18 protein-coding genes are annotated in these 20077 nt (G+C 71.3%); 7 read left to right on the top strand and 11 right to left on the bottom strand.

What is annotated here, in order from left to right; genetic code table 11:
- Nucleotides 1-41: 41 nt before the first annotated feature.
- Nucleotides 42-629 carry a TetR/AcrR family transcriptional regulator gene (locus ACZ6SA_RS41800; protein WP_465834563.1) on the bottom strand — a complete coding sequence of 196 codons (588 nt, stop codon included), beginning with the start codon at nucleotides 627-629 and terminating at the stop codon, nucleotides 42-44.
- Nucleotides 630-706: 77 nt separating this feature from the next.
- On the opposite strand from ACZ6SA_RS41800, the gene ACZ6SA_RS41795 reads away from it, so the two are divergent.
- From ACZ6SA_RS41795 to ACZ6SA_RS41785, 3 genes are all read left to right on the top strand, one after another.
- Complete coding sequence (locus ACZ6SA_RS41795) at nucleotides 707-2284, top strand: MFS transporter (RefSeq protein ID WP_465834561.1); 1578 nt, start codon at nucleotides 707-709, stop codon at nucleotides 2282-2284.
- 33 nt (nucleotides 2285-2317) lie between these two features.
- Nucleotides 2318-3499: an FAD-dependent monooxygenase gene (locus ACZ6SA_RS41790; RefSeq protein WP_465834559.1), complete on the top strand. Its 1182-nt coding sequence runs from the start codon at nucleotides 2318-2320 to the stop codon at nucleotides 3497-3499.
- A 98-nt stretch (nucleotides 3500-3597) separates the two neighbouring features.
- Complete coding sequence (locus ACZ6SA_RS41785) at nucleotides 3598-4203, top strand: flavodoxin family protein (RefSeq protein WP_465834557.1); 606 nt, start codon at nucleotides 3598-3600, stop codon at nucleotides 4201-4203.
- Between the two features lie 20 nt (nucleotides 4204-4223).
- Here ACZ6SA_RS41785 and ACZ6SA_RS41780 read toward each other — a convergent pair whose 3' ends face one another.
- On the bottom strand, nucleotides 4224-5357 hold the full coding sequence (locus ACZ6SA_RS41780; RefSeq protein ID WP_465834555.1) for an aromatic ring-hydroxylating oxygenase subunit alpha: 1134 nt from the start codon (nucleotides 5355-5357) through the stop codon (nucleotides 4224-4226).
- A 228-nt stretch (nucleotides 5358-5585) separates the two neighbouring features.
- Between ACZ6SA_RS41780 and ACZ6SA_RS41775 the strand changes: the two genes are divergently transcribed.
- Nucleotides 5586-6404, top strand: a complete 819-nt coding sequence (locus tag ACZ6SA_RS41775; protein ID WP_465834553.1) for an alpha/beta fold hydrolase — start codon at nucleotides 5586-5588, stop codon at nucleotides 6402-6404.
- 97 nt (nucleotides 6405-6501) lie between these two features.
- On the opposite strand, the gene ACZ6SA_RS41770 is transcribed toward ACZ6SA_RS41775, so the two are convergent.
- On the bottom strand, nucleotides 6502-7161 hold the full coding sequence (locus ACZ6SA_RS41770) for a response regulator transcription factor (RefSeq protein WP_347649338.1): 660 nt from the start codon (nucleotides 7159-7161) through the stop codon (nucleotides 6502-6504).
- Complete coding sequence (locus ACZ6SA_RS41765; protein WP_347649337.1) at nucleotides 7158-8312, bottom strand: sensor histidine kinase; 1155 nt, start codon at nucleotides 8310-8312, stop codon at nucleotides 7158-7160. Before ACZ6SA_RS41765 ends, ACZ6SA_RS41770 begins: the two co-directional genes overlap by 4 nt.
- Before the next feature lie 370 nt (nucleotides 8313-8682).
- Between ACZ6SA_RS41765 and ACZ6SA_RS41760 the strand changes: the two genes are divergently transcribed.
- Nucleotides 8683-9576 carry an alpha/beta fold hydrolase gene (locus ACZ6SA_RS41760; protein ID WP_465834550.1) on the top strand — a complete coding sequence of 298 codons (894 nt, stop codon included), beginning with the start codon at nucleotides 8683-8685 and terminating at the stop codon, nucleotides 9574-9576.
- A 28-nt stretch (nucleotides 9577-9604) separates the two neighbouring features.
- Here the strand turns inward: ACZ6SA_RS41760 and ACZ6SA_RS41755 are convergent, their stop codons facing one another.
- From ACZ6SA_RS41755 to ACZ6SA_RS41740, 4 genes are read right to left on the bottom strand one after another with little or no spacing between them, the layout of a single operon-like run.
- Nucleotides 9605-11047, bottom strand: coding sequence for a sulfatase family protein (locus tag ACZ6SA_RS41755; protein ID WP_465834548.1), 1443 nt, complete (start codon nucleotides 11045-11047; stop codon nucleotides 9605-9607).
- Between the two features lie 24 nt (nucleotides 11048-11071).
- Complete coding sequence (locus ACZ6SA_RS41750; RefSeq protein ID WP_347649334.1) at nucleotides 11072-11926, bottom strand: carbohydrate ABC transporter permease; 855 nt, start codon at nucleotides 11924-11926, stop codon at nucleotides 11072-11074.
- Nucleotides 11923-12858, bottom strand: a complete 936-nt coding sequence (locus ACZ6SA_RS41745) for a carbohydrate ABC transporter permease (RefSeq protein WP_347649333.1) — start codon at nucleotides 12856-12858, stop codon at nucleotides 11923-11925. Before ACZ6SA_RS41745 ends, ACZ6SA_RS41750 begins: the two co-directional genes overlap by 4 nt.
- A 5-nt stretch (nucleotides 12859-12863) precedes the next feature.
- Nucleotides 12864-14351 carry an ABC transporter substrate-binding protein gene (locus ACZ6SA_RS41740; RefSeq protein WP_347649332.1) on the bottom strand — a complete coding sequence of 496 codons (1488 nt, stop codon included), beginning with the start codon at nucleotides 14349-14351 and terminating at the stop codon, nucleotides 12864-12866.
- 226 nt (nucleotides 14352-14577) lie between these two features.
- On the opposite strand from ACZ6SA_RS41740, the gene ACZ6SA_RS41735 reads away from it, so the two are divergent.
- Together ACZ6SA_RS41735 and ACZ6SA_RS41730 are read left to right on the top strand one after the other, a co-directional pair.
- Nucleotides 14578-15582, top strand: a complete 1005-nt coding sequence (locus ACZ6SA_RS41735) for a LacI family DNA-binding transcriptional regulator (protein ID WP_347649331.1) — start codon at nucleotides 14578-14580, stop codon at nucleotides 15580-15582.
- 58 nt (nucleotides 15583-15640) lie between these two features.
- Complete coding sequence (locus ACZ6SA_RS41730; RefSeq protein ID WP_465834545.1) at nucleotides 15641-16246, top strand: cysteine hydrolase family protein; 606 nt, start codon at nucleotides 15641-15643, stop codon at nucleotides 16244-16246.
- 48 nt (nucleotides 16247-16294) lie between these two features.
- Here the strand turns inward: ACZ6SA_RS41730 and ACZ6SA_RS41725 are convergent, their stop codons facing one another.
- The 3 genes from ACZ6SA_RS41725 to ACZ6SA_RS41715 form a co-directional block, all read right to left on the bottom strand.
- Complete coding sequence (locus ACZ6SA_RS41725) at nucleotides 16295-17749, bottom strand: S41 family peptidase (RefSeq protein WP_347649329.1); 1455 nt, start codon at nucleotides 17747-17749, stop codon at nucleotides 16295-16297.
- A gap of 138 nt (nucleotides 17750-17887) precedes the next feature.
- The gene (locus tag ACZ6SA_RS41720) at nucleotides 17888-18802 is read right to left on the bottom strand and encodes an SDR family NAD(P)-dependent oxidoreductase (protein ID WP_465834543.1); all 915 of its coding nucleotides are present in this window, start codon (nucleotides 18800-18802) and stop codon (nucleotides 17888-17890) included.
- A 27-nt stretch (nucleotides 18803-18829) separates the two neighbouring features.
- A complete protein-coding gene (locus ACZ6SA_RS41715) occupies nucleotides 18830-20020 on the bottom strand; it encodes a PQQ-dependent sugar dehydrogenase (RefSeq protein ID WP_465834541.1) in 1191 nt (396 codons plus the stop codon).
- Nucleotides 20021-20077 lie beyond the last annotated feature (57 nt).

Raw genomic sequence — 20077 nt, 5'->3', positions numbered from 1 at the left:
ATACGTCTCACATGGACGTCTAGTACGATCGTCTTAGGCCTTCAGTCGGGAGTGGACTCCTTGCCGGCCGCGATGGTCCGCACCGCGAGGGCGAGGTCCTTGCCGGAGGGAACGCCGGCCGGGTCGGTCATCCACTGCACGATCAGGCCGTTCATCAGCAGGTAGTAGAGCGTGGCGACGGCGCGCGCCGACGCGTTGTCGACGCTGTTCTCGGCCTGCCGGTAGCGGTGGGTGAACTCGTCGATGGCGTCGGCCTGGGCCTGGGCGAACGTCTCCCGCAGCTCCGGCACGTGCGCGAGCTGGCCGAGGTTCTCCAGGGCGGCCACGATCACCTGCCGGTGTTGCGGAAAGGAGTCGATCATGTGACTCCAGGTCGCCTCGAACCTCTCGGTCGTGTCCTCCTTGGAGGCGGCGGCGCGCAGGGCGCGACCGAACTCCTCGCCCAGCCCTTCCGCGGTCGCATCGTAGAGCGCCGCGTTGAGCAGCTGTTCCTTCGAGCCGAAGTGGTAGCCGATGGCGGCGAGGCTCGTCCCCGCCGCGGCCGCGATGTCGCGAGCCGTGGTGCGCGCGTACCCCTTCTCGAGCAGGCAGCGCTTGGCTCCGGCGAGCAAGTCTTCACGGTTCCCCATGCCCGCAGACCCTATCAAACGAAGGTCTGAGACAATGTCTTGCACATTTGTCTTAGACGTTTATATGGTGACGAGGCATGAAACAGCTCAACACGACAGCGACAGGCAGAGAACGGGCCGGCCTGGCCGTCCTCCTCCTCGCGTGCACGCTGGCCGGCGTGGACCTGGGAGCCAACCTCCTAGCCGTGAACGAGCTCACCCGGCAGCTCGACATGAGCGCCACGCAGAAGTTGTGGGTCCAGGACGTCTACACGTTCGTCATGGCGGGCCTCCTGGTCGCCATGGGAGGGCTGGGCGACAGGATCGGCCGCCGCCGGCTGCTGATGCTGGGCGCCGCGGGCTTCGCCGCGGTCTCGCTCGTCGCGGCGTTCGCCACGTCCGCGGGTCTGCTCATCGCCGCCCGGGCGGCGCTCGGCGTGGCGGGGGCAACCCTGATGCCCTCCACGCTCGGGCTCATCCGGGGCATGTTCCACGTGCCGGAGCGGCGCAGGGCCGCCATCGCCGCGACCGTGGCCGGCGTCACCGTCGGCTCCGCCGTGGGCCCGCTGGTCGGCGGCGTGCTGCTGGCCGTCACGGCCCGGCCCACGTCGGTCTACCTGATCAGCGTTCCCGGCATGGTCGCGCTGCTCGTCCTCGGCTGGTTCCTGCTGCCGGAGGTCCGCAACCCCGACGCGCCTCCGTTCGACCTCGTCAGCGCCGCGCTGTCGGTGGGCGCCGTGTTCCCCGTGGTGTACGGGCTCAAGACCATGACGGGCTCGGGCATCGGCGCCCTGCCCATCGCAGCCGTGCTCGCGGGCGGCGCGTTCGCCTCCGCGTTCGTGGCCCGGCAGCTGACCCTGCACCGGCCCCTCATCGACCTGTGGCTGCTGCGGCACCCCACCTTCAGCGCCGGCATCGTGCTCAACCTGCTCGTCATGTTCGTCCTGATGGGCTTCTCGCCCCTGCTGATGGAATACCTGCAGGCGGGCGCGGGCCTCGACCCGGCGGCGGCCGGCCTGGTCCAGATCGCCTCGCCGGTGGTCATGGTGCTCGCGATCACGGGCGCCACGCTGCTCGCCAAGCGCGGCCTGCGTACGGGCACCCTGATGACCGCGGGCTTCGCCGTGGCGACCCTCGGCATGGTGGCCCTCACCCAGGTCACGGCGGGGACCGGTGCGCTGCTCGTCATGGTGAGGGCCAGCCTGCTCGCCGCCGGGGCCGGAGTGGCGACCGCGCTGGTCGCCGACACGATGGTGGCCACCGCGCCCCAGGAGAAGGCGGCGGCCGCAGGCGCGCTGTCGGAGACGGGCAAGGAGCTCGGCTCCGCGCTCGGCATGGCCGTGCTGGGCTCCATCGGTGCCGCCGCGTACAGCATGCGCATGGACGCCACGGCCCCGGAGGGGGTCCCCGCCGCGGCACTCGAGGCGGCCCGCGAGACCATCGGCGCCGCGCTGGCCACGGCCGCCGAACTCCCCGGCGGCGCCGGCGCGGCGCTGGCGGAGGCCGCGCGGCAGGCGTCCGCGCAGGCGATCAACGTCGTCGGGGTGGCCGGCGCGTTCGCCCTGATCGCCGGAGCCGTCATCGCCGCCGTCTCCATGCGCCGCGCACCGCGCCACGCCGCACCCGCGACGGCCGGAGCATCGACCGGCGGTCTTTCCCCCACCAGCCGCCGCTGAGCGACCACCACCCGACAGAAAGCGAGACGACAGATGCGCAACCAGACCATCCTCATCTCCGGCGGCGGCATCGCCGGACCAGCGCTGGCCTTCTGGCTACGGCGCTTCGGATTCACCCCCACCGTGGTGGAACGGGCTCCCAAGCCCCGGGACGGAGGCCAGGCGGTCGACTTCCGCGGCGCCGCCCTGGAAGTGACCCGGCGCATGGGCCTCTACGACGCCATCCACCGGGCGCGCACCGCGATGGGCGCGGTCAGCTACGTCGACGGCAGGGGCCGGCACCGAGCGACCCTGCCGGCCGAGATCATGAGCGGCGAGGTGGAGATCCTCCGCGGCGACCTCGTGCGCATCCTGTACGACGCCACGCGCGACGACACGGAGTACCTCTTCGGCGACTCGATCGCCGCGCTGGACACCGGCGACCACGGCGTCCAGGTGACCTTCGCCTCGGGCGCGGCCCGCACCTTCGACCTCGTCGTCGGAGCCGACGGGCTGCACTCCAACGTGCGCTCCCTGGCCTTCGGCGACGAGTCGCGGTTCAGCCGCTACCTCGGCTACCACCTGTCGATCTTCACCGTGCCGAACTTCCTCGGCCTCGAGTACACCGGGCACTTCCACAACGTGCCCGGCAGGCTCGCGGGCATGTACAGCGCCCGGGACAACACCGAGGCCCGCGCCCTGTTCTACTTCGCCTCGCCGCCGCTCGCCTACGACCACCGCGACGACGAGCAGCAGAAGAAGATCCTGGAGCAGGCGTTCGCCGGGGACGCGTGGGAGACGTCCCGGCTGCTGAAGGAGATGCGGAACGCCCCCGACTTCTACTTCGACTCCACCACCCAGATCCGGCTGCCCTCCTACTCGCGCGGGCGCGTCGTCCTGCTCGGCGACGCCGGCTACTGCGCGTCCACCCTGTCCGGGGGCGGCAGCGGCCTGGCCGTGGTCGGGGCGTACGTGCTGGCGGGCGAGTTGGCGCGGGCCCGCGGCGACCACGACGCCGCCTTCGCCGCTTACGTGTCGCGGATGCGCGGCTACGTCGACGCCAACATGAAGCTGGCCGAGGGCGCGGGCACGTGGCTCGTCCCGCCGTCCGACACCTGGATCCGGATGCGGAACCTCAACTACCGGCTGCTGCCGTACATGCCGTGGAAGGGCCTCATCACCAAGGCGGCGAGCCAGGCCGCGAACGCCATCGACCTGGAGGACTACGGCCCCTGACCCACTCGCGCGGGGCACGAGCGCCGCGATGACCGTTTACTTCCCTGATCGCGGGTATGGGCACCGGTCCGAGCCGAGCAGCCCGCGGAGGTCGCCGCATGCGAGCCGTTCTCATCAACTGCACCCTGAAGCCCGCTCCGGAACCGTCGAACACGGGCGCGCTGGCCGACGTCGTCGCCGGCGAGCTGCGGGAGCGCGGGGTCGAGATCGAGACGTACCGGGCGGTTGACGAGAACATCCTGCCGGGGGTGCAGAGCGACATGGGGGAAGGCGACGGGTGGCCGCGGATCCACCGTAGCCTGCTCGGCTCCGAGATCCTCGTCGTCGCCACCCCCACCTGGGTGGGGCACCCGTCGTCGGTGGCGCAGCGGGTGATCGAGCGGATGGACGCCATGTTGTCGGAGACCGGCGACGACGGGCGCCCGGTGGCCTACAACCGGGTGGCCGGGGTGGTGGTCACCGGGAACGAGGACGGCGCACACCACGTGATCAGCGAGATCTCCGGCGCGCTGATCGACATCGGCTACACGATCCCCGGCCAGTCCTGGACCTACTGGCATCTCGGCCCTGGTCCCGGGCCCGACTACATGGACTCCGAGCAGGGCCGCGAGTGGTCGCACAAGACCGCCCGCGCCATGGCGTCCAACCTGTACGCCGTCGCCCAGGCGCTCGCCGCCACGCCGGTGCCGCCCCCGCCGAGCTAGCTGCTGCGAGAACCGGAGGGTCAGGAACGTTCGAGCTCGTGCCGGTAGGCGTCGAGAACGAGGCCGTGGAAGTGGTGAACGGCGTGCTCTGACAACCCGGACTCGCCGGGGTCGTAAACGATCTTCCCTTGGGTGAAGGCCGGGGTGCGCATGCCGCGCTGCACGCTCTCCACCAGGGCGATGTCCTCCACCTGAAGGACCTCGTCGATGTAGCGGATGCTGTCCAGTTCGGCTTCGTCAGGCTCCGCGCTTTCCAGGTAGAAGTCCCAGACCTCGCGGGTCCGGTCCGGACCGTCAGGGATGATCTGCAACACCATGAAGTTTCCCCGGCCGGGATAGCGCAGCAGGCAGGTGTTGGGCCACAACCACCAGACCGCGTGCTCGGTGACCGTCGCGCCCGACACGTCGTAGGCGGAGTTCTCCGATGTGCCGGCCTTCGCCATGTGGCTGGAGTAGATCCCGTGGGTGGTGACCTTGTACGTGCTCATGTCGACCAGGGACACGAAGTCCTTGTGGGCGACGTGGCAGTGGTAGCACTCCAGGAAGTTGTCGACGACGTTCTTCCAGTTGGAGGCGATGTCGTAGGTGAGCCGGCGGGCCAGGGTCAGGCCGGCCACGTCCGGCGCCCTCGCCTCGATCTCCGCATGGAGGCCCGCCGCCCGCTCCAGCAGAGGGGCCGCCTCGGGGTCGAGGTTGACATAGACCATGCCGCCGAACGCGGTGACCTGGATCTGGTCCAGGCGCACCGTGGAGGTGTCGAAGCCCGGCATGCCGCCGGTGTTGCGCGCGCGCCGCAACCGGCCGCTGAGCTCGAAGGTCCAGGCGTGGTAGGGGCACACGATGCTGCGCCGGACTCCGGCGCCGGACAGCAGTTCGTGCGCCCGGTGCTTGCACACGTTGTAGAAGGCCCGCAGCGTGCCGGCCTCGTCCCGGACGGCGACGACGGGCAGGCCGGCCACCGTGCCCGTCACATAGCTGCCGGGCTCCCGGAGCTTCTCGACGTGGCACAACCACTGCCACGTACGAGCGAAGATCGCGCGCTGGTCGACGTCGAACCACTGCGGATCGGTGTAGGCGTCGGCGTGCAACGACATCGACAGTGCGGGGTCGGGGTCGTATCCGGCCGAGATGTGGTCGATCGCGGGGATCTTCACCGTGCCTCCAATGCGTGGAAACCAGCGCTGGGCGCCCCAGACGGCCATCCTGCGAGAGTCGAACCGGCCGGATCGAGGCTAATGATCCTTCCCGTGATGGTTCAAGGGCTCTGAGGGTGAGATCGGGGGGACGGACGCCCGGCCGTGCCGCTGGCCGGCTGGTCAGAGCATTCGTGACCAGGACGCCGGTTGGCCGCGAGGCCGAGGCGATTACTAGGGTGGGTGGGCATGAAGCTGACTGAGCGTTTCGACTGGCAGGGACGGCAGATCGCCTGGGGGCGGGCGGGATCCGGCCCCGACGTGGTGTTCTGTCACGGCACCCCGTTCTCGTCGCGGGTGTGGCGGCCCTTCGCCGAGGCGTTGAGCCGTGACTTCACCGTTCACCTGTGGGACATGCCGGGCTACGGCCGGTCGTCGAAACAAGCCGGGCATCCGGTCGACTTCGGCGTGCAGGCCGAGGCCTTCGCGGCCCTGCTCGGGCACTGGGGCCTCGACCGGCCACACGTGATCGCGCACGACTTCGGCGGAGCCGTCTCGCTCCGGGCCCATCTGCACGGCGGCGTTCCCTACAGTTCGCTCATGCTCGTCGACGTCGTCGCCATCCCGCCCTCCGGTTCGCCGTTCTTCACGTACGTCGGAGAGCACCCCGACCTGCTCGGCCGGCTGCCGGCCTACATCCACGAGGCGATCCTGCGCGCCTACATCCAGGGCGCCAGCCACCGCGGCCTGCGCGACGCCGACCTCGACGAGCTGGTGCAGCCCTGGACGGGGGACGACGGCCAGCCGGCCTTCTACCGGCAGATCGCCGGCTACGACGAACGTTTCCTCGAAGAGAACGAGCGCGAGCTTGGCCGCATCGGCATCCCCGTACGCATCCTGTGGGGCGCCCAGGACACCTGGCTCTCCAGCGACATCGGCCACCGGCTGCAGGCCCTGATCCCCGGCGCCGACCTGGCGCTGATCGACGGCGCCGGCCACCTGATGCAGTACGACGCGCCCGTCCCGCTGATGGACCAGATCCGCACCTGGCTGCCCTCGGGCGCCTGACCGGCCCGGCTGGTGCGGCCCCCTCCGGCCATCCGGCGCTCGTCTCGGTCGGCGGGCTCCACCTCGACGTCATGACCGTGCTCGACGCCGGGTGAACTCAGGTCACGAGCCCCCTGCGGTAGGCGTAGACCACCGCCTGGACGCGGTCGCGCAGGTCGAGCTTGGTGAGGATGCGCGACACGTACGTCTTGACGGTCTCCTGGCTGATCACCAACGACGCGGCGATCTCGCTGTTGGACAGGCCGTCGGCGATGAGGCGCAGGACTTCCAGCTCGCGCGGGGTCAGCGCGGGTTCGTCCGGCGTGCTCTCGGCGGGGCGGATCCGCGCCGCGTACCTGCCGACGAGTTGCCTGGTGACCTCGGGGGCCAGCAGCGCGGCTCCCGAGGCTACGGTGCGGATGCCGTGCAGCAACTGCTGGGGCGGGGCGTCCTTGAGCAGGAACCCGCTGGCCCCGGCGCGCAGCGCCTCGTAGACGTACTCGTCGAGGTTGAACGTCGTCACCACGAGCACCTTGACGGGCTGCGAGACCCCGGCGCCGGCCAGCTGGCGGGTCGCCTCGATGCCGTCGAGCACCGGCATGCGCACGTCCATCACGACGATGTCGGGGTTCACCTGGCGGGTGAGCTCGACCGCGGCGCGGCCGTCCCCGCACTCGCCCACCACCTCGAGGTCGGGCTGCGCGTCGATGATGGTCGAGAACCCGGTGCGGATCAGCGCCTGGTCGTCGCAGACCAGGACCCTGACCGGCGCGGTCACGACGGGCTCCCGGCGGGGACGCGGGCCCGTACGAGGAAGCCGCCGTCGGGGCGCGGGCCCGCGTCGAACTCGCCGCCCAGGGCGTCGACCCGGTCGCGGAGCCCGGCCAGGCCCCGCCCGCTGCCGCCGGGGGAGCGGGTGCGCGATCCGGAACCGTCGGTGCTGATCTCCACGCTGATCTCCTTCTGGGCATGGCGTACGCGCACTTCGGTGCGGCTGCCGTGGGCGTACTTGAGAGCGTTGGTCAGAGCTTCCTGCACGACCCGGTAGGCCACGAACTCGGCGCTGCCCGCCGACTCCGGCGGCGCGCCCTCCTCGTCGAACTCGACCGGCTGCCCGGCCTGGCGGGTCTGCTCGATGAGGCCGTGCAGGTCGCCGGCGGAGGGAGTCCGGCCGTCGGTGTCGTGGTCGGGGTTGAGCAGGTCGAGCAGGTGCCGCAGGTCGGTGATGGCGCGCCGGCCGGTGTCGGTGACGGCGCTCAGGGTCGCGTCGAGGCGTTCGGGTGCGGCGGTCAGGTAGCGTGCGGCCTCGGCCTGGACGACCATCGCGGTCACGTGGTGGGTCACGACGTCGTGCAGCTCGCGGGCGATGCGGGTGCGTTCGGCGGCGCGGGTGGCCGCGGCGACGTGGCGGCGCCGTTCGGCCTCGGCGGCGCGGGCGGAACGCAGCCAGGACCCGATGGCCCAGGCGAGGACCAGCACCACGTAGAGCAGCACGATGTCCGCCAGCGGCTCGCCCGAGCCCAGCTGGTCGAGCGCGACGATGAGCGGCACGAACGCGACGGACAGGAGGATCGCGGTGGCGCGGCGGTGGCGCTCCAGATGGGCGCCCACGCTGACGAGCGCGATCGGCAGGGCGGTGCCCGCCATCGCGTGGACGCCGAGGAGCTGGTCGAGGGAGAAGCCGAGCGACACCAGGACGATGCAGACGCCCGGCCACCGGCGGCGCACGGTGAGCGGGAGGCACTCCAGCGCGACCACCAGGACGGCCAGCGCGTCATAGTCGCGGGTCGGCAGGACGCCGATCTGGGTTCCGTGGCCCTGGAACTCCGGCAGGAGGGAGCCGGCGAACAGCAGCAGCGCCAACGGAAGATCCCGGAGCGTGACGTCGCACCGCCGCCACAGGTCCGCGATCCGCCGGAGATGGATCATCGGGGAAGCCTAGCGCTCGTCTCGACCCTGGCGCTGTGCCGGATCGGGATGGGGCAGCGGTCGCAGGCGGCCACGGGCCGCTTCAACGGTCGCATGGCGACTCCTTCACGAGCGTGCGCGACCGGAACGCCGCGGCTGTGCGCACAACGTTAGAGATCCGGCGCCCTGGAGTCGTCCCCGCCCGGTGGACACTCCCGGGTAGCTCGCACGGGGGACAGGCGTCGCCGCCGCGGGCTTGTCCCCCGTGCGAGCTACCGGCGAATGTCCACCGTACGGGGACGCCTCGGCACCTGCCCGATCCGTAGCGTTACCGACGTAGCCGCGGCGCTCGAAGCCGCTCCCCCTACTCGCTCTCTCCCTGGAGGACGTCATGTTCGGTATCAAGGCATCCGTTGTGGCCGCCCTGTGCACCACCGTGATCGGCGCGGGAGTCGTCACCTGCGGAGGCGCGATGGCGCAGGACTGGGACCCCTTCGCCGCCGTGGAGCGGCAGATCGAGGCCGACCTGGTCTCCGGGACCAAGAAGATCGAGGTCGCCGGCAAGAGGGTGAACGTGTCCTGCTCGGGTGCGGCGGCCGACGGCAGGCCCGTCATCGTGCTGATGCACGGCGGCGGCGACGACCTGACCAAGATGGCCGCGCTGCAGAAGACGCTGAGCGGGAAGAACCGGGTCTGCTCCTACGACCGGCTCGGCGCGGGCGCCAGCGACAAGCCGCAGGGCCCGCAGGACTTCGCGAGCACCGGCAAGATCCTCACCGGCGTGCTCGACCAGGTCGCCGGTGACCGCCCGGTCGTGCTGGCCGGCCACTCGCTCGGCGGGCTCATCGCCGCCCGCTACGCCCCCGGTCACAAGGACCGGGTCAAGGGCCTGGTGCTCATGGACGCCACCCCCTCCACCATGCGCGCCGACATCGCCCGGGTGATCCCCAAGTCGGCCGAGGGCCCGGCGGCCCAGGTGCGCGCCCAGCAACTCGCCATCTTCGCCGGCCAGAACCCCGAGAAGCTCGTCATCGCCGACGGCAAGGTCCGTTCCGCCGGCACGATCCCGGTCGAGGTGATCAAGCACGGCCGGCCGTACCTCGCGGCCATCCCCACCTACGGCAAGCGGCTGGAGAAGGCGTGGAGCGCCGGCCAGCGCAGGTGGCTCGCGATCTCCAGCAGGAGCAGGCTGAGCACGGCCGCCAAGAGCGGCCACTACATCTACACCGACCAGCCCGACGCCGCCGTCAAGGCCATCGAGCGCGTCGCCAAGCGCGCCGCATGAGCCCCCAGGGCCGACCGCAGGCCGGCCGTCACCAGTGCGCCTCCCGCGGCTGGCTGCGGTCCTCGGTCGCGACCAGGACGTCGAGCAGCAGCTCCTGCAGCCCGGCCCGGGTCACCGCGTGGGCCGGGTCGTCCCACAGGTTGTCCAGCTCCGCCGGGTCGGCTCCCAGGTCGTACAGCTCGCCGGAGCGGGCCCGGGTCGTGGACGGCGCGCCGTGGTAGACGACGAGCTTCCAGCGGTCGTGCCTGAGCATCGTGGTGTGCACGGGCTCGTCGTACGGGTGGCCGCTGTTGCGGTATTCGCACAGCGCCCAGTCCCTGACCGGCGCGTCCCGCTCGCCGCGGGCCAGCGGCAGGAGGTTGAGCCCCTGCCCGCGGGGGAGCGGCGGCGCGCCCGCGGCCGCGAGGAAGGTCGTGGCCAGGTCGATCCACTGGACCAGCTCGGCCCGGCGCGCACCGGCGGGCAACCCGGCCGGCCAGCGCATGACGAGCGGGACCCGGACGGCGCACTCGTACATCATCGGGCCCTTCAACATGAGCTGGTGGTCTCCGAGCATCTCGCCGTGGTCGCTGGTGAAGACGACCAGCGTGTCCTCGGCCAGGCCCTCCTCCTCGAGCGCGGCGAGGATCCTGCCGACCTCGTCGTCGACGAGGCTCACCATCGCGTAATAGCTGACCCTGACGTCGTGCAGCTCGGACTCGGTGTATTCGGTGTAGCCGCGGGCGTGGCCGGCGTAGGAGCGGTGCGAGGCCTCGGTCAGCACGGGCGGCTTGCCGGCCAGCTCGCCGTCACGGGTGACCGGGCCGCGCAGGGTCTTGCCGCGGTAACGGTCGACGTACTCCTGCGGCGCGCCGAACGCGTGGTGCGGGTCGAAGAAGTTGGCCACGAAGAAGAACGGCTTGTCCGCGTCGCGCGAGCGCCGCAGGTAGTCGACGGTCTCGTCGCCGATCCACCGGCTGTAGTGGAACTCCGTCGGGAGCGTGTCGAAGCCGGTCCCTGATCCGGCCCGGGCGGCGGTCTCGTACAGGTCCGGCCGTACGGCCCGCAGCCACCGGTGGTAGGCGTTCTCGGACGATCCGGGATAGGGGTCGTGCGCCCACCGGAACACGCGGAAGCCGTCGTCCAGCCGCGGTTCGAGACGGCCGCCGAAGCACGCGCCGCCGATGTGGAACTTCCCGGCCAGGCCGCAGTCGTAGCCGTGGTCGGCCAGGGCGCGCGAGAACAGGCGCTCGTGCGCGGGCAGCCCGACGCCGTTCGCCCAGGCGCCGTGCGCGTGGACGTACCGGCCCGACATCAGGCTGGCGCGGGACGGGCCGCAGACCGGCGACTGCACGTAGCAGTTGTCGAACAGCACGCCCTGCTCCGCCAGCCGGTCGAGGTTGGGCGTGTCGATCTCGTCGTTGCCGTAGGCGCCCATCGCGTCGAAGCGCTGCTGGTCGGTGCAGATGAGCAGGATGTTCGGTCGGTTCATGGCTCTCATTCGAGGGTGGGCGCGTCAGGACTTCACGGCCCCGGCGATGCCTTCGACGAAGTAACGCTGGAGCGCGAGGAAGACGAGGAGCAGCGGGATCAGCGAGATGGTGCCCGCGGCGGCCAGGCCGGACCAGTCGGTGGAGTTGGTGCCGCGGAAGGCGAGCATGCCCACCGAGAGCGTACGAAGGTCCGGGCGGCTGAAGGTGAACACCAGCGGCAGGAAGAAGTTGTTCCAGGCGGCCAGGAACGTCATGACGCCCACCGTCGCGGTGACCGGCCCGGCGAGCGGCAGCATGACCCGGAAGAACGTCCGCAGGAAGCCGGCGCCGTCCATGATCGCCGCCTCTTCGAGCTCGCGCGGGACGCGGCTGAAATAGCCGGCGTACAGCAGGACGGCGGCGACGTGGCCGGTGCCCGCGAGGGCGAGGACGATGCCGGTGCGGGAGTTCAGCAGCCCCATGAGGTCGCTGAGCTCGACCACCGGGATGATGGTCAGCCCGTGCGGCGCGAACAGGGTCGCGACCAGCACGGCGACGACCGCGCGCCTGCCGATGAAGGTCCTGCGGGCGATGACGTAGCCGGCCAGGGCGCAGCGCAGCACGACCAGCGCGACCGTGCCCAGGGTGATGACCACGCTGTTCACGGTGTAGAGCCCGAAGTCGGCGTCCCGCCAGGCACGTGCGTAGTTCTCGAAGTGGAACGCGTCGGGGATCAGGCCGAGCCCTCCGGAGAAGACGCCCAGCGAGTCCTTCAGGGAGGCGGAGACGATCCAGAGCAGCGGATAGATCCACACCGCGCAGATGACGGCGAGCACGGCCACCTGTGCCCAGATCCCGAGACGGCGGCGGGTGGCCCGGCGGCCACGGGGGGCGCTCACTGGCTGCTCCTGACGCGGTTGGCGTAGCGGATGCCGGCGGCCTGGAGCGCGGCGAAGGCGAGCGTGACGAGCCCGAACAGCACGCCGAGCGCCGCCCCGTAGCCGAGCCGGGGCGTGGAGGTGGCGAAGGCCTGCTGGTAGATGTAGACCTCCGTGGCGAGGGTGGAGAAGAACGGCCCGCCGTTGGTCATCGTCAGCACCAGGTCGAAGATCTGCATGGTCTCGATGGCGGTGAGGAGCAGGATGATGATGAGGAAGGGCCTGAGCAGCGGCAGCGTCACGTGGCGCAGCGCCGCCCAGCTCCCTGCGCCGTCTGTCCTGGCGGCCTCATGGACCGTGGTGGGGATCGTCTGGAGCGCGGCGAGCCAGTAGACGAGCGTGATGCCGAACCACTTCCACATGTGGACGCCCATCACCGTCCACAGGGAGGACGCGGGGTCGCCGAGGAAGTCGACCGGCTGGTCGACGATCCCGAGGTCGAGCAGCAGCTGGTTCACCGGGCCTCCGGCGGGGTCGAAGATGAACCCCATCACGACCCCGATGATCGCCGTGGTCGTCACCGCGGGCACGAACAGGGCCGTCCTGAACAGCTTGGCGAGCGGCAGCCTCGGGTTGTTGAGGACGAGCGCGATCAGCAGGCTCAGTCCCACCCGCAGCGGCACGGTCACCCCGATGATCGTCAGGGTGATGCCGAGCGACTTCCAGAACAGCGGGTCACCGAACGCCTCACGGTAGTTGTCCAGGCCGACGAACGGCCGCTCGGCGCCCAGCCCGTTCCAGTCGAGCATCGAGTAGTACAGGCTGGAGATGATCGGCCAGACCGTGTACGCGCCGAACAACAGCAGGGTGGGCAGCAGGAAGGCGTAGGCCCACCGCTCCGACCAGATCCTGGCGGCGAGCCTCCGGCGGCGGGCCGGGGCCTGTCGTGTCACGCTGCTCATGACGTCCGGTACATCTCAGCCGTGTAGTCCTGGCCCGCCCGCCAGTTCGGGAACTTCCAGTCGTCCAGGCTCACCTTCACGCCCTTCTTGGCGACGGCCCGCGTGGCGCGCTCCCGCTCGGCGGCGAGCTTGCCGGTGTGCTCGCGCAGGGTCTTGCGGATGTCGGTGAGCTCGCCGCTGAGGATGCCCTGGGTGATCTCGCCGAGCGTGGGCCGCGGCTCCTTCATCTCGGTCAGCACCTGCGCGACGGCGGGGTTGCGGACGATGGGGCTGGGCGCGAGCCGTACGGCCTGGCCGAACAGCTCGACCGCCCGCTTGTAGGTGGGGTGCACGTCCGCCGTCGCCACGGCCTCCAGGTCGAGGGGCACCTGGTCCATGTACGTGGCCAGCGCCTTGTAGAACTCGGGGCCGGTGAAGCGCGCGAGCAGTTCGGAGGCCGCCTCCACGTGCTCGGACTGGCTGGACACGAACAGCTGGCCGGGGGCTGGCGCGCCGTAGAGGACCGGCCTGCCGTCCGGCGACGGGACGGGACCGACGCCGACCTTGCCGAGGAACTGCTTGAACTGCCCGTTGACGACGCCGATGTTCCATGACCCGTCGAAGAACATGCCCGCCACCCCGGTGGCCCACCTGGCCCGGGCGGTTCTGGCGTCCAGCGAGGTCGACGCGGGGAACACGACCTTGTCGCGGACCAGGGACAGCAGGAACTCCAGCGTCTGGACGAACGGGTCGCCCGCGTAGGCGTAGTCGCCGGTCCGCGGGTCCACCAGGCCCATCTCGTTCGCCCCCGGGGTCATGGCGAGCGGGGCGCCGGCGGACATCGCCAGCTCGATCACGTGGCTCTGCAGCCGTTCGTGGAACTGCAGGCCCTGGATCCAGCCGTACGCCTGCCCGCCGCCGTCCTTGGTGATCCGCGCGGCGAGGGAGCGGAACTCGTCCCAGGTCGCCGGGCCGTTGTCGGGGTCGCCGCCGGCCTTCTCGACCAGCTCGCGGTTGAACCAGTTGAGCGTGGCGTACTGCCGGGCGGTGAAGAAGGGGAAGGTGTAGAGCTTGCCGTCGAAGACGTGCAGCCCTTCGAGCAGGGTGTCGGCGGGAAGCTTCGCGCGGATCGCCTCCTGTCCCGCCAGCGGTGCGAACCAGCCGCTCGCGACGAGGGACGCCTCGGACGATCCGAGGCCGGCGATCGTGTGCACGTCGGCGATCTGGTCGCTCTTGAACGCCAGTTGCAGCGCCTGGCCCATCTCGTTCGGGTTGTACACCTCGTGCTCCACCCGGACGCCCGGGTTGGCCTTGCCGTACTCGGCGAAGATGCGTTCGTGCAGCGGTTTCAGCGGCTGGAAGTGATCCCACCAGCGCAGCACGCCGCCTCCGGCCGCCGTGGCGGCCTCCTGCTCCGAGCTGCGGGTGCACCCGGCGACGCCGAAGGCGCCCGCGAGAGCGGCACCGGACAGCCCGAGGAATCGCCGACGGCCGAACGTCGTCATGGAGGTCCTCTCCTTCCCGCCGGGACCGATGCGGGAGCGATGAACAAACAGGGCGAGCGCGTTCGCATCGTTAGGCGAACGTTCGCCTATGCTGTGTCACCCCACCTGCCTCCGTCAACCCCCACAACACCAGCCGTCCGGACCTGGCGATGTGGCAGAATGTCGCTGTCCGGCAGTGGTGTCTCGCCACCACATGCGAACGTTCGCCTTCGGGAGGTGACCCCTCGTGGCCTCGCTCAGGGACGTCGCCGCGCGTGCCAACGTGAGCTTCCAGACGGTGAGCAAGGTGCTCAACGGCAAGGGCGCCGTCGCCCCCGCCACCCGGCAACGCATCATCGAGGCCGCCGAGGAGATCGGCTACGTCCCCAACGCGCTGGCCCGCAGCCTGCAGTCACGCAGCTCCCTGACCCTCGGCGTGATCACCGTCGACTTCAGCAACGCGACCCCGGCGCTGTCCCTCGTCGGCGTCGAGCGCGAAGCACGCAGGCACGGCCTCAGCGTGATCCTCAGCAGCCTCGAGCCGGACGGCTCCGACTGCGTGCGTTACCTGCGCGTGCTGATGGAGCGCCGGGTCGACGGCATCATCATGAACGCGCCGGCCACCGAGGAGGACGAGGAGGTCGGGCGGCTGCTGCGTGCCGGGCCTCCCGCCGTCAGCCTGCACGACATCGCCGGCGGCGGCGTCCCGACCGTCACCCCCGAGTCCGCGGGCACCGCGGCGCTGCCGATCCGCCACCTGCTCTCGCTCGGCCACCGCCGGATAGCCATGGTGACCGGCTTCCAGCAGCGGCACAGCGCGCGGCAGCGCACCGCCGTCTACCGCGAGGTGCTGGCCGAGCACGGCCTGCCCTACGACCCTCTCCTCGTCGAGGACGGCGCATGGGAGGTCGAGGGCGGTTACGCCGCCACCCACCGGCTGCTCGACCGGGCGCGCGGCATCACCGCGATCTACGTCCAGAACGACCTCATGGCGGTCGGCGTGCTCAACGCGCTGCACGAGCGCGGGCTCTCCGTCCCCGATGACTGCTCGGTCGTCGGCTGTGACGACCATCCGGTGGCCGCCAGGACCATCCCGCCGCTGACGACCGTCCACATGCCGTTCTCCGACGCCGGGGCGGCCGCCGTCCGGTTGCTCCTCGAACGCATCGCGTCCACGTCGCCGGAGGACGTCGTCCTGCCCGTGTCCATGGTCTACCGCGCGTCCACCGCCTCCGCGCCCGCCGGAGCATGAAGCACCGGTTCCAGCGGAAACCTGTCCGGTCCGGCCGGTGGCGGGGCAGAATCTGATCATGTCTCTCTTGCTCGGCGCCACCGCGGTCCTGGCCCTGCACTGGCAGGTCAACGTGATCAAACCGGACGGGTTCTTCGGCGGGATGCTCGCCGAGCCCGTCGAGCGCAGCGGCGTCGTCGGCCGGGCCGCGGCGTTCCACGAGGCGGCCATGGCGCGCGGCGTGCCCATCGTCTTCACCCGCTTCACGGTGCCCGACGACGAAGGCGCCCTCGTCCGCAACACCCCGTTCATGCGGTCGGTCGGCGACGCGCAGGCCGCGTTCCGGCCCGACGCCGCCGGAACGCGGATCATCCAGGAAATGACCGCGCAGGCCGGTCAGGGCGCCGTCGTGGACAACCAGCGGCTCTCCGGGCTGGCGGGCAACGGCCTGCCCGAGAGGCTGACCGCACGCGGCGTCACCACGCTCCTGATCACCGGGGTGGCGACCAACCTCACCGTCGAGCAGACCGCCCGGCACGGCACCGACCTCGGCTTCACCGTGCACGTGATCTCCGACTGCGTCGCCGCGGCCGACGACGACGCCCATCGTGCCTCCCTGGCCAACCTGGCCCTGGCCGCCGCGGGCGGCCTGACCGCAGAGGAGGCCCTCGCCCGGCTCACCTGACCCCGGAAGAAGCCAGTACTCGACACCTGCGCTTGCTGAGCAGCGGCCTCATTTCAGCAGAGCGAGCGCCTTGGCGAGCGCGGGATCGCGGCCTGTGGACAGATCGCGGGGAGTCATCGGGGCCTGGTGGTCGGCGGGGACGCCGATGGCGTTGATCAGTTCCCGATGCGGTCCGCGGTGGTGCAGCGACGGCATCGCCAGCACACTGCCGTCGTTCAGCGGGTACGTCACCGGCGAGCCGGCCACGAAGCCCGCGGTGCGGGTGCCGACCAGCGGGGCGATGCCCAGCCCCTTGACCGCGGCGCTGAAGTCGTCGCAGGCGGAGACGCAGGCGCGGTCGACCAGCACGACGAGGGGAAGGCCCAGCAGCGGCACGCTGTCGTCGGTGCGGCTGGCGGTGCACTCGTCGTGGACGTCGCACTGGTAGCTGGTGATCTTGCCGTGGGCGAAGCCCCCGAGCAGCCGGGTGACCTCGTCTGTTCCTCCGCCGATGTTCCCGCGCAGGTCCAGGACCAGCCCGCGGAGTTCCTTGCCCGCCCGCAGCCGCTGCACCTCCGCCAGCGTGTCGTCGGCCGAACCCCGGTAGAACCCGGGGAGCTCGACGTAGGCGACGTCGCCGTCCACCAGCTTGCCCGACGCCTTCAGCGGCGGCGGGTCGAGGGGCCCGAACTCGACCGACACCCTGCGCTCGCGCCCGCTCACCGGGTCCCGCAGCGTGAGCCGTACCGGCTCGCCGTCGGTAGCGTTCAGCCGGGTGATGACGCCCTCGGAGAGCGTTCCGCCGAGGAAGGGCGGCGCGCCGTCGACCGAGACGATCACGTCGCCGGGACGCACGCCGCCCTTGGCGGCCGCGCTGTTCTCGACCACCTCGGTCACGAACAGCGGCTCGGTGGCGGCCGGATCGAGGTTCGTCCTGCGCGCTCCCGACACCGAGATGCCGAGTCCGCGTGGCCCGTCCTCGTCCCGCTCAGGGCGCCGCCACTTGGCGTGGTTGTCGTCGAGGCTGGCGACCATGCCGTTCACCACCGCCGCGGCGAGCGCCTGCTGCGTGTCGCCGTCCGCCTTCACCCGCTCGTAGACGTCGACGAACGCCTGCCAGTCGCGGTCGCGGTCGCCGCTCATGGGAGGCGTGGTGGCGTTCGCCTGGTCCATGCCGCGCCGGTGAAGCTCCTCGGCGAAGGCGGTGAAGGCGACCGCCAGCAGGTCCCGATGGTCCATCGCCGGACCCGCGTAGGAGTTGGCGAGGATGCAGTAGTAGACCTGTTCCAGCGTCTCGGGTGTGGTGGGCTTGAGCTCCGGCGACTCCGGCGGCTGCCCGGGGGTGCAGGCGTCCGCCAGGGACGCGGCGGCTCGGACGGCGGGCGCCTGGGCCGGCTGGGGCGCGGCGGGGCTCTGCATCGGCAAGGCCCAGCCCGAGAGCAGCAGAGCGCTCGCCACGCCGGCCGACGCCACGGCGGCCCGCCGCGTCGCGGACCTTCCCCGGTGTCTTAGCGTTTCTCTCATGGCCGGTATCGTCGCGGCGGGCGTGTTTCCCAGACGTTTCCGCTGTTCGGCACGGCCCCTGCCGCGTGAGCACTCGCCAGAGGACGTCCGCCGCCCAGCATGGGTGGACTCATCGACCCTGCCGAGCGATGCGGGTTGTCACTCGGATTCGGTGCCGGTGCTCCGCTGTGGCCGCGGGGTCAGCAACTCGCCGAACCCCATGCGGTGCACGAAACCCTCGCGCGTGCCGCGAGCGACCTCGTTGACCGCGTCCACGCCGGACTCGGTGTAGTCGACGACGCTGCGGAACGGCTTGGCGCCGTGCGGCAGGGCCAGGATCCGGGTGATCTCCTCGGCGACCCCGACCGGGCTCGGGTCGACCCCGGGCACGAACAGCGCGGAGGTCACCTCCTCGTTGCGCGCCACCATCGGGTCGAGCTCGGCGTAGGCGGCCGCGACCGTCGTGTCGCCGGCTCGGGTGGCGTTGGGGAAGTGCTGGGTGCCCTTGGTGATCGCGCCGGGCATGACGATGCAGGTCTCGATGCCGAACGGGTTCGCCTCGTACGACGTGGCCACCGCCAGGGTGTCGAACGCCGCCTTGGACGCCGCGTACGGGCCGAGGAAGGGCGGCGTGGTGACGATGATGGTGCTGCCGACGTACAGCAGGGTGCCGCCGCCGCGGCCGCGCAGATGGGGCAGGACCGCCCGGTTCACCCGGTGGGCGCCGATGACGTTGACGTCGAAGAGCCGGGTGACGTCGTCGGCGGTGAACGCCTCGGTGTATCCGACGTACAGGTGGCCCGCGTTCTGGATCACGACGTCGAAGTCGCCGCCGCCGCGCAGCACGGTGGCCACCGCCGCGTCGGCCGACTCCTGCGAGGTGACGTCCAGCTCGATGACGCGCAGGGCGCCGTCGTACTCGGCGGTGACGTCGAGCAGTTCACGGCGGTGGACGTCGTTCCGCCCGTACGGATCGAGCATGCTGGCCCACACGGTGTGCCCGGCCCGGGTGAGCGCCTGGGCGGTGAGGTTGCCGATGCCGGTGGCGGCGCCGGTGATGAGGACGGTGGACATGGCGTGTTCTCCGTTCTTGGTCAAGGGTCAGGAGGCGGGGCGGACGAGCTCGACGCGCAGGATGCGATCGTCGCCCGGCCGGGGATCGGTGCCGCCCCACGTCGCTTCGTCGGTGTTCGAGGTCGTGATCCACAGGGAGCCGTCGGGTGCCGCCTCCACCGTGCGGATCCGGCCGTAACGCTGGGCGAAGTAGGCGACCGGGTCGCCGGCCGCTCGGGGTCCGTCCACGGGCAGGCGCCAGAGCCGCTGCCCGCCGAGCGCGCCCATCCACACCGCTCCGCCCGCGATGGCGATGCCGGACGGCGAGGCGTCGTCGGGATGAACGGTGAAGATCGGGCGTTCGCCGTGAGAGCCCTCCCGCCCTTCCGACTCGGGCCATCCGTAGTCGCGTCCCGGGCGCAGCACGTTCAGCTCGTCCCAGGTCCGGTGACCGAGTTCGGACGCGTACGCGGTCCCGTCGGGGCCGAACGCGATGCCCTGCACGTTGCGGTGGCCGCTGGAGTAGATAGCGGTGCCCGAGGGGTTGTCCGGCGGTATGGACCCGTCGGGGCGGATCCGCAGGATCTTGCCGTTCAGCGACTCGTCGTCGGCCGCGTTCTCGGGGGAGAAGGCGTCTCCGGTGCCGATCCAGAGGTTGCCGTCGGGCCCGAAGCGCAGGCGCCCGCCGTGATGGCGGTCGGCGGTCTCGATGCCTTCGAGGATCACCCGCTCCTGGCGCAGGGAGCGCAGGTCAGGGGCCAGGCGCAGGGCGACGACGCGGTTGGTGGGCGAGGCGGACGCGTACGCGTACACGGTGCGGTCCCGCTCGAACGACGGCGAGACGGCCAGTCCGAGGAGGCCGCCCTCGGAGCTCACCTCGACGCCGGGCACCGTGCCGACCGGCGTGGGGTTGCGGCCCTGCCGGAGGTGCAGGATCCGGGCCGAGGCCCGTTCGGACACCAGGGCGGAGCCGTCCGGCAGGAACGCCAGGCCCCAGGGCATGGCCAGGCCGCGGGCGATCTCGGTGACCTCGCCGGGGACGAGCCCGCGCGTGACCCGAGCCGTGGTGCCCTGAGTGGCCCCGTTCCGCGAGGCGCTGTTCTGTGAGGCCCCGTTCCGCGAGGCGCTGTTCTGCGCGGTGCCGGGCTCCGGTGGGGCACAGCCGGGCAGCGTGGTCATGACGCAGAGGAGAGCGGTGGCGGCTCTGAGGCGCCCGCCGGTACGTGGGATGAGGAGCATGGCTGATCCGTCCTTCATGTCGGTCAGGCACGGCGAGCCGGGGACGGCACGCCGCCC

It is taken from the genome of Nonomuraea sp. NPDC049378, assembly GCF_055586745.1.
The sequence above is the reverse complement of the archived record's forward strand: the minus strand, read 5'-3'. Positions and strand labels throughout refer to the sequence as shown.

Excerpts from the sequence above, each read along its gene's own strand:
- ACZ6SA_RS41800 (WP_465834563.1), bottom strand. The coding sequence starts at position 629 with ATGGGGAACCGTGAAGACTTGCTCGCCGGAGCCAAGCGCTGCCTGCTC.
- ACZ6SA_RS41795 (WP_465834561.1), top strand. The coding sequence starts at position 707 with ATGAAACAGCTCAACACGACAGCGACAGGCAGAGAACGGGCCGGCCTG.
- ACZ6SA_RS41790 (WP_465834559.1), top strand. The coding sequence starts at position 2,318 with ATGCGCAACCAGACCATCCTCATCTCCGGCGGCGGCATCGCCGGACCA.
- ACZ6SA_RS41785 (WP_465834557.1), top strand. The coding sequence starts at position 3,598 with ATGCGAGCCGTTCTCATCAACTGCACCCTGAAGCCCGCTCCGGAACCG.
- ACZ6SA_RS41775 (WP_465834553.1), top strand. The coding sequence starts at position 5,586 with ATGAAGCTGACTGAGCGTTTCGACTGGCAGGGACGGCAGATCGCCTGG.
- ACZ6SA_RS41765 (WP_347649337.1), bottom strand. The coding sequence starts at position 8,312 with ATGATCCATCTCCGGCGGATCGCGGACCTGTGGCGGCGGTGCGACGTC.
- ACZ6SA_RS41760 (WP_465834550.1), top strand. The coding sequence starts at position 8,683 with ATGTTCGGTATCAAGGCATCCGTTGTGGCCGCCCTGTGCACCACCGTG.
- ACZ6SA_RS41755 (WP_465834548.1), bottom strand. The coding sequence starts at position 11,047 with ATGAACCGACCGAACATCCTGCTCATCTGCACCGACCAGCAGCGCTTC.
- ACZ6SA_RS41740 (WP_347649332.1), bottom strand. The coding sequence starts at position 14,351 with ATGACGACGTTCGGCCGTCGGCGATTCCTCGGGCTGTCCGGTGCCGCT.
- ACZ6SA_RS41730 (WP_465834545.1), top strand. The coding sequence starts at position 15,641 with ATGTCTCTCTTGCTCGGCGCCACCGCGGTCCTGGCCCTGCACTGGCAG.
- ACZ6SA_RS41725 (WP_347649329.1), bottom strand. The coding sequence starts at position 17,749 with ATGAGAGAAACGCTAAGACACCGGGGAAGGTCCGCGACGCGGCGGGCC.
- ACZ6SA_RS41720 (WP_465834543.1), bottom strand. The coding sequence starts at position 18,802 with ATGTCCACCGTCCTCATCACCGGCGCCGCCACCGGCATCGGCAACCTC.
- ACZ6SA_RS41715 (WP_465834541.1), bottom strand. The coding sequence starts at position 20,020 with ATGCTCCTCATCCCACGTACCGGCGGGCGCCTCAGAGCCGCCACCGCT.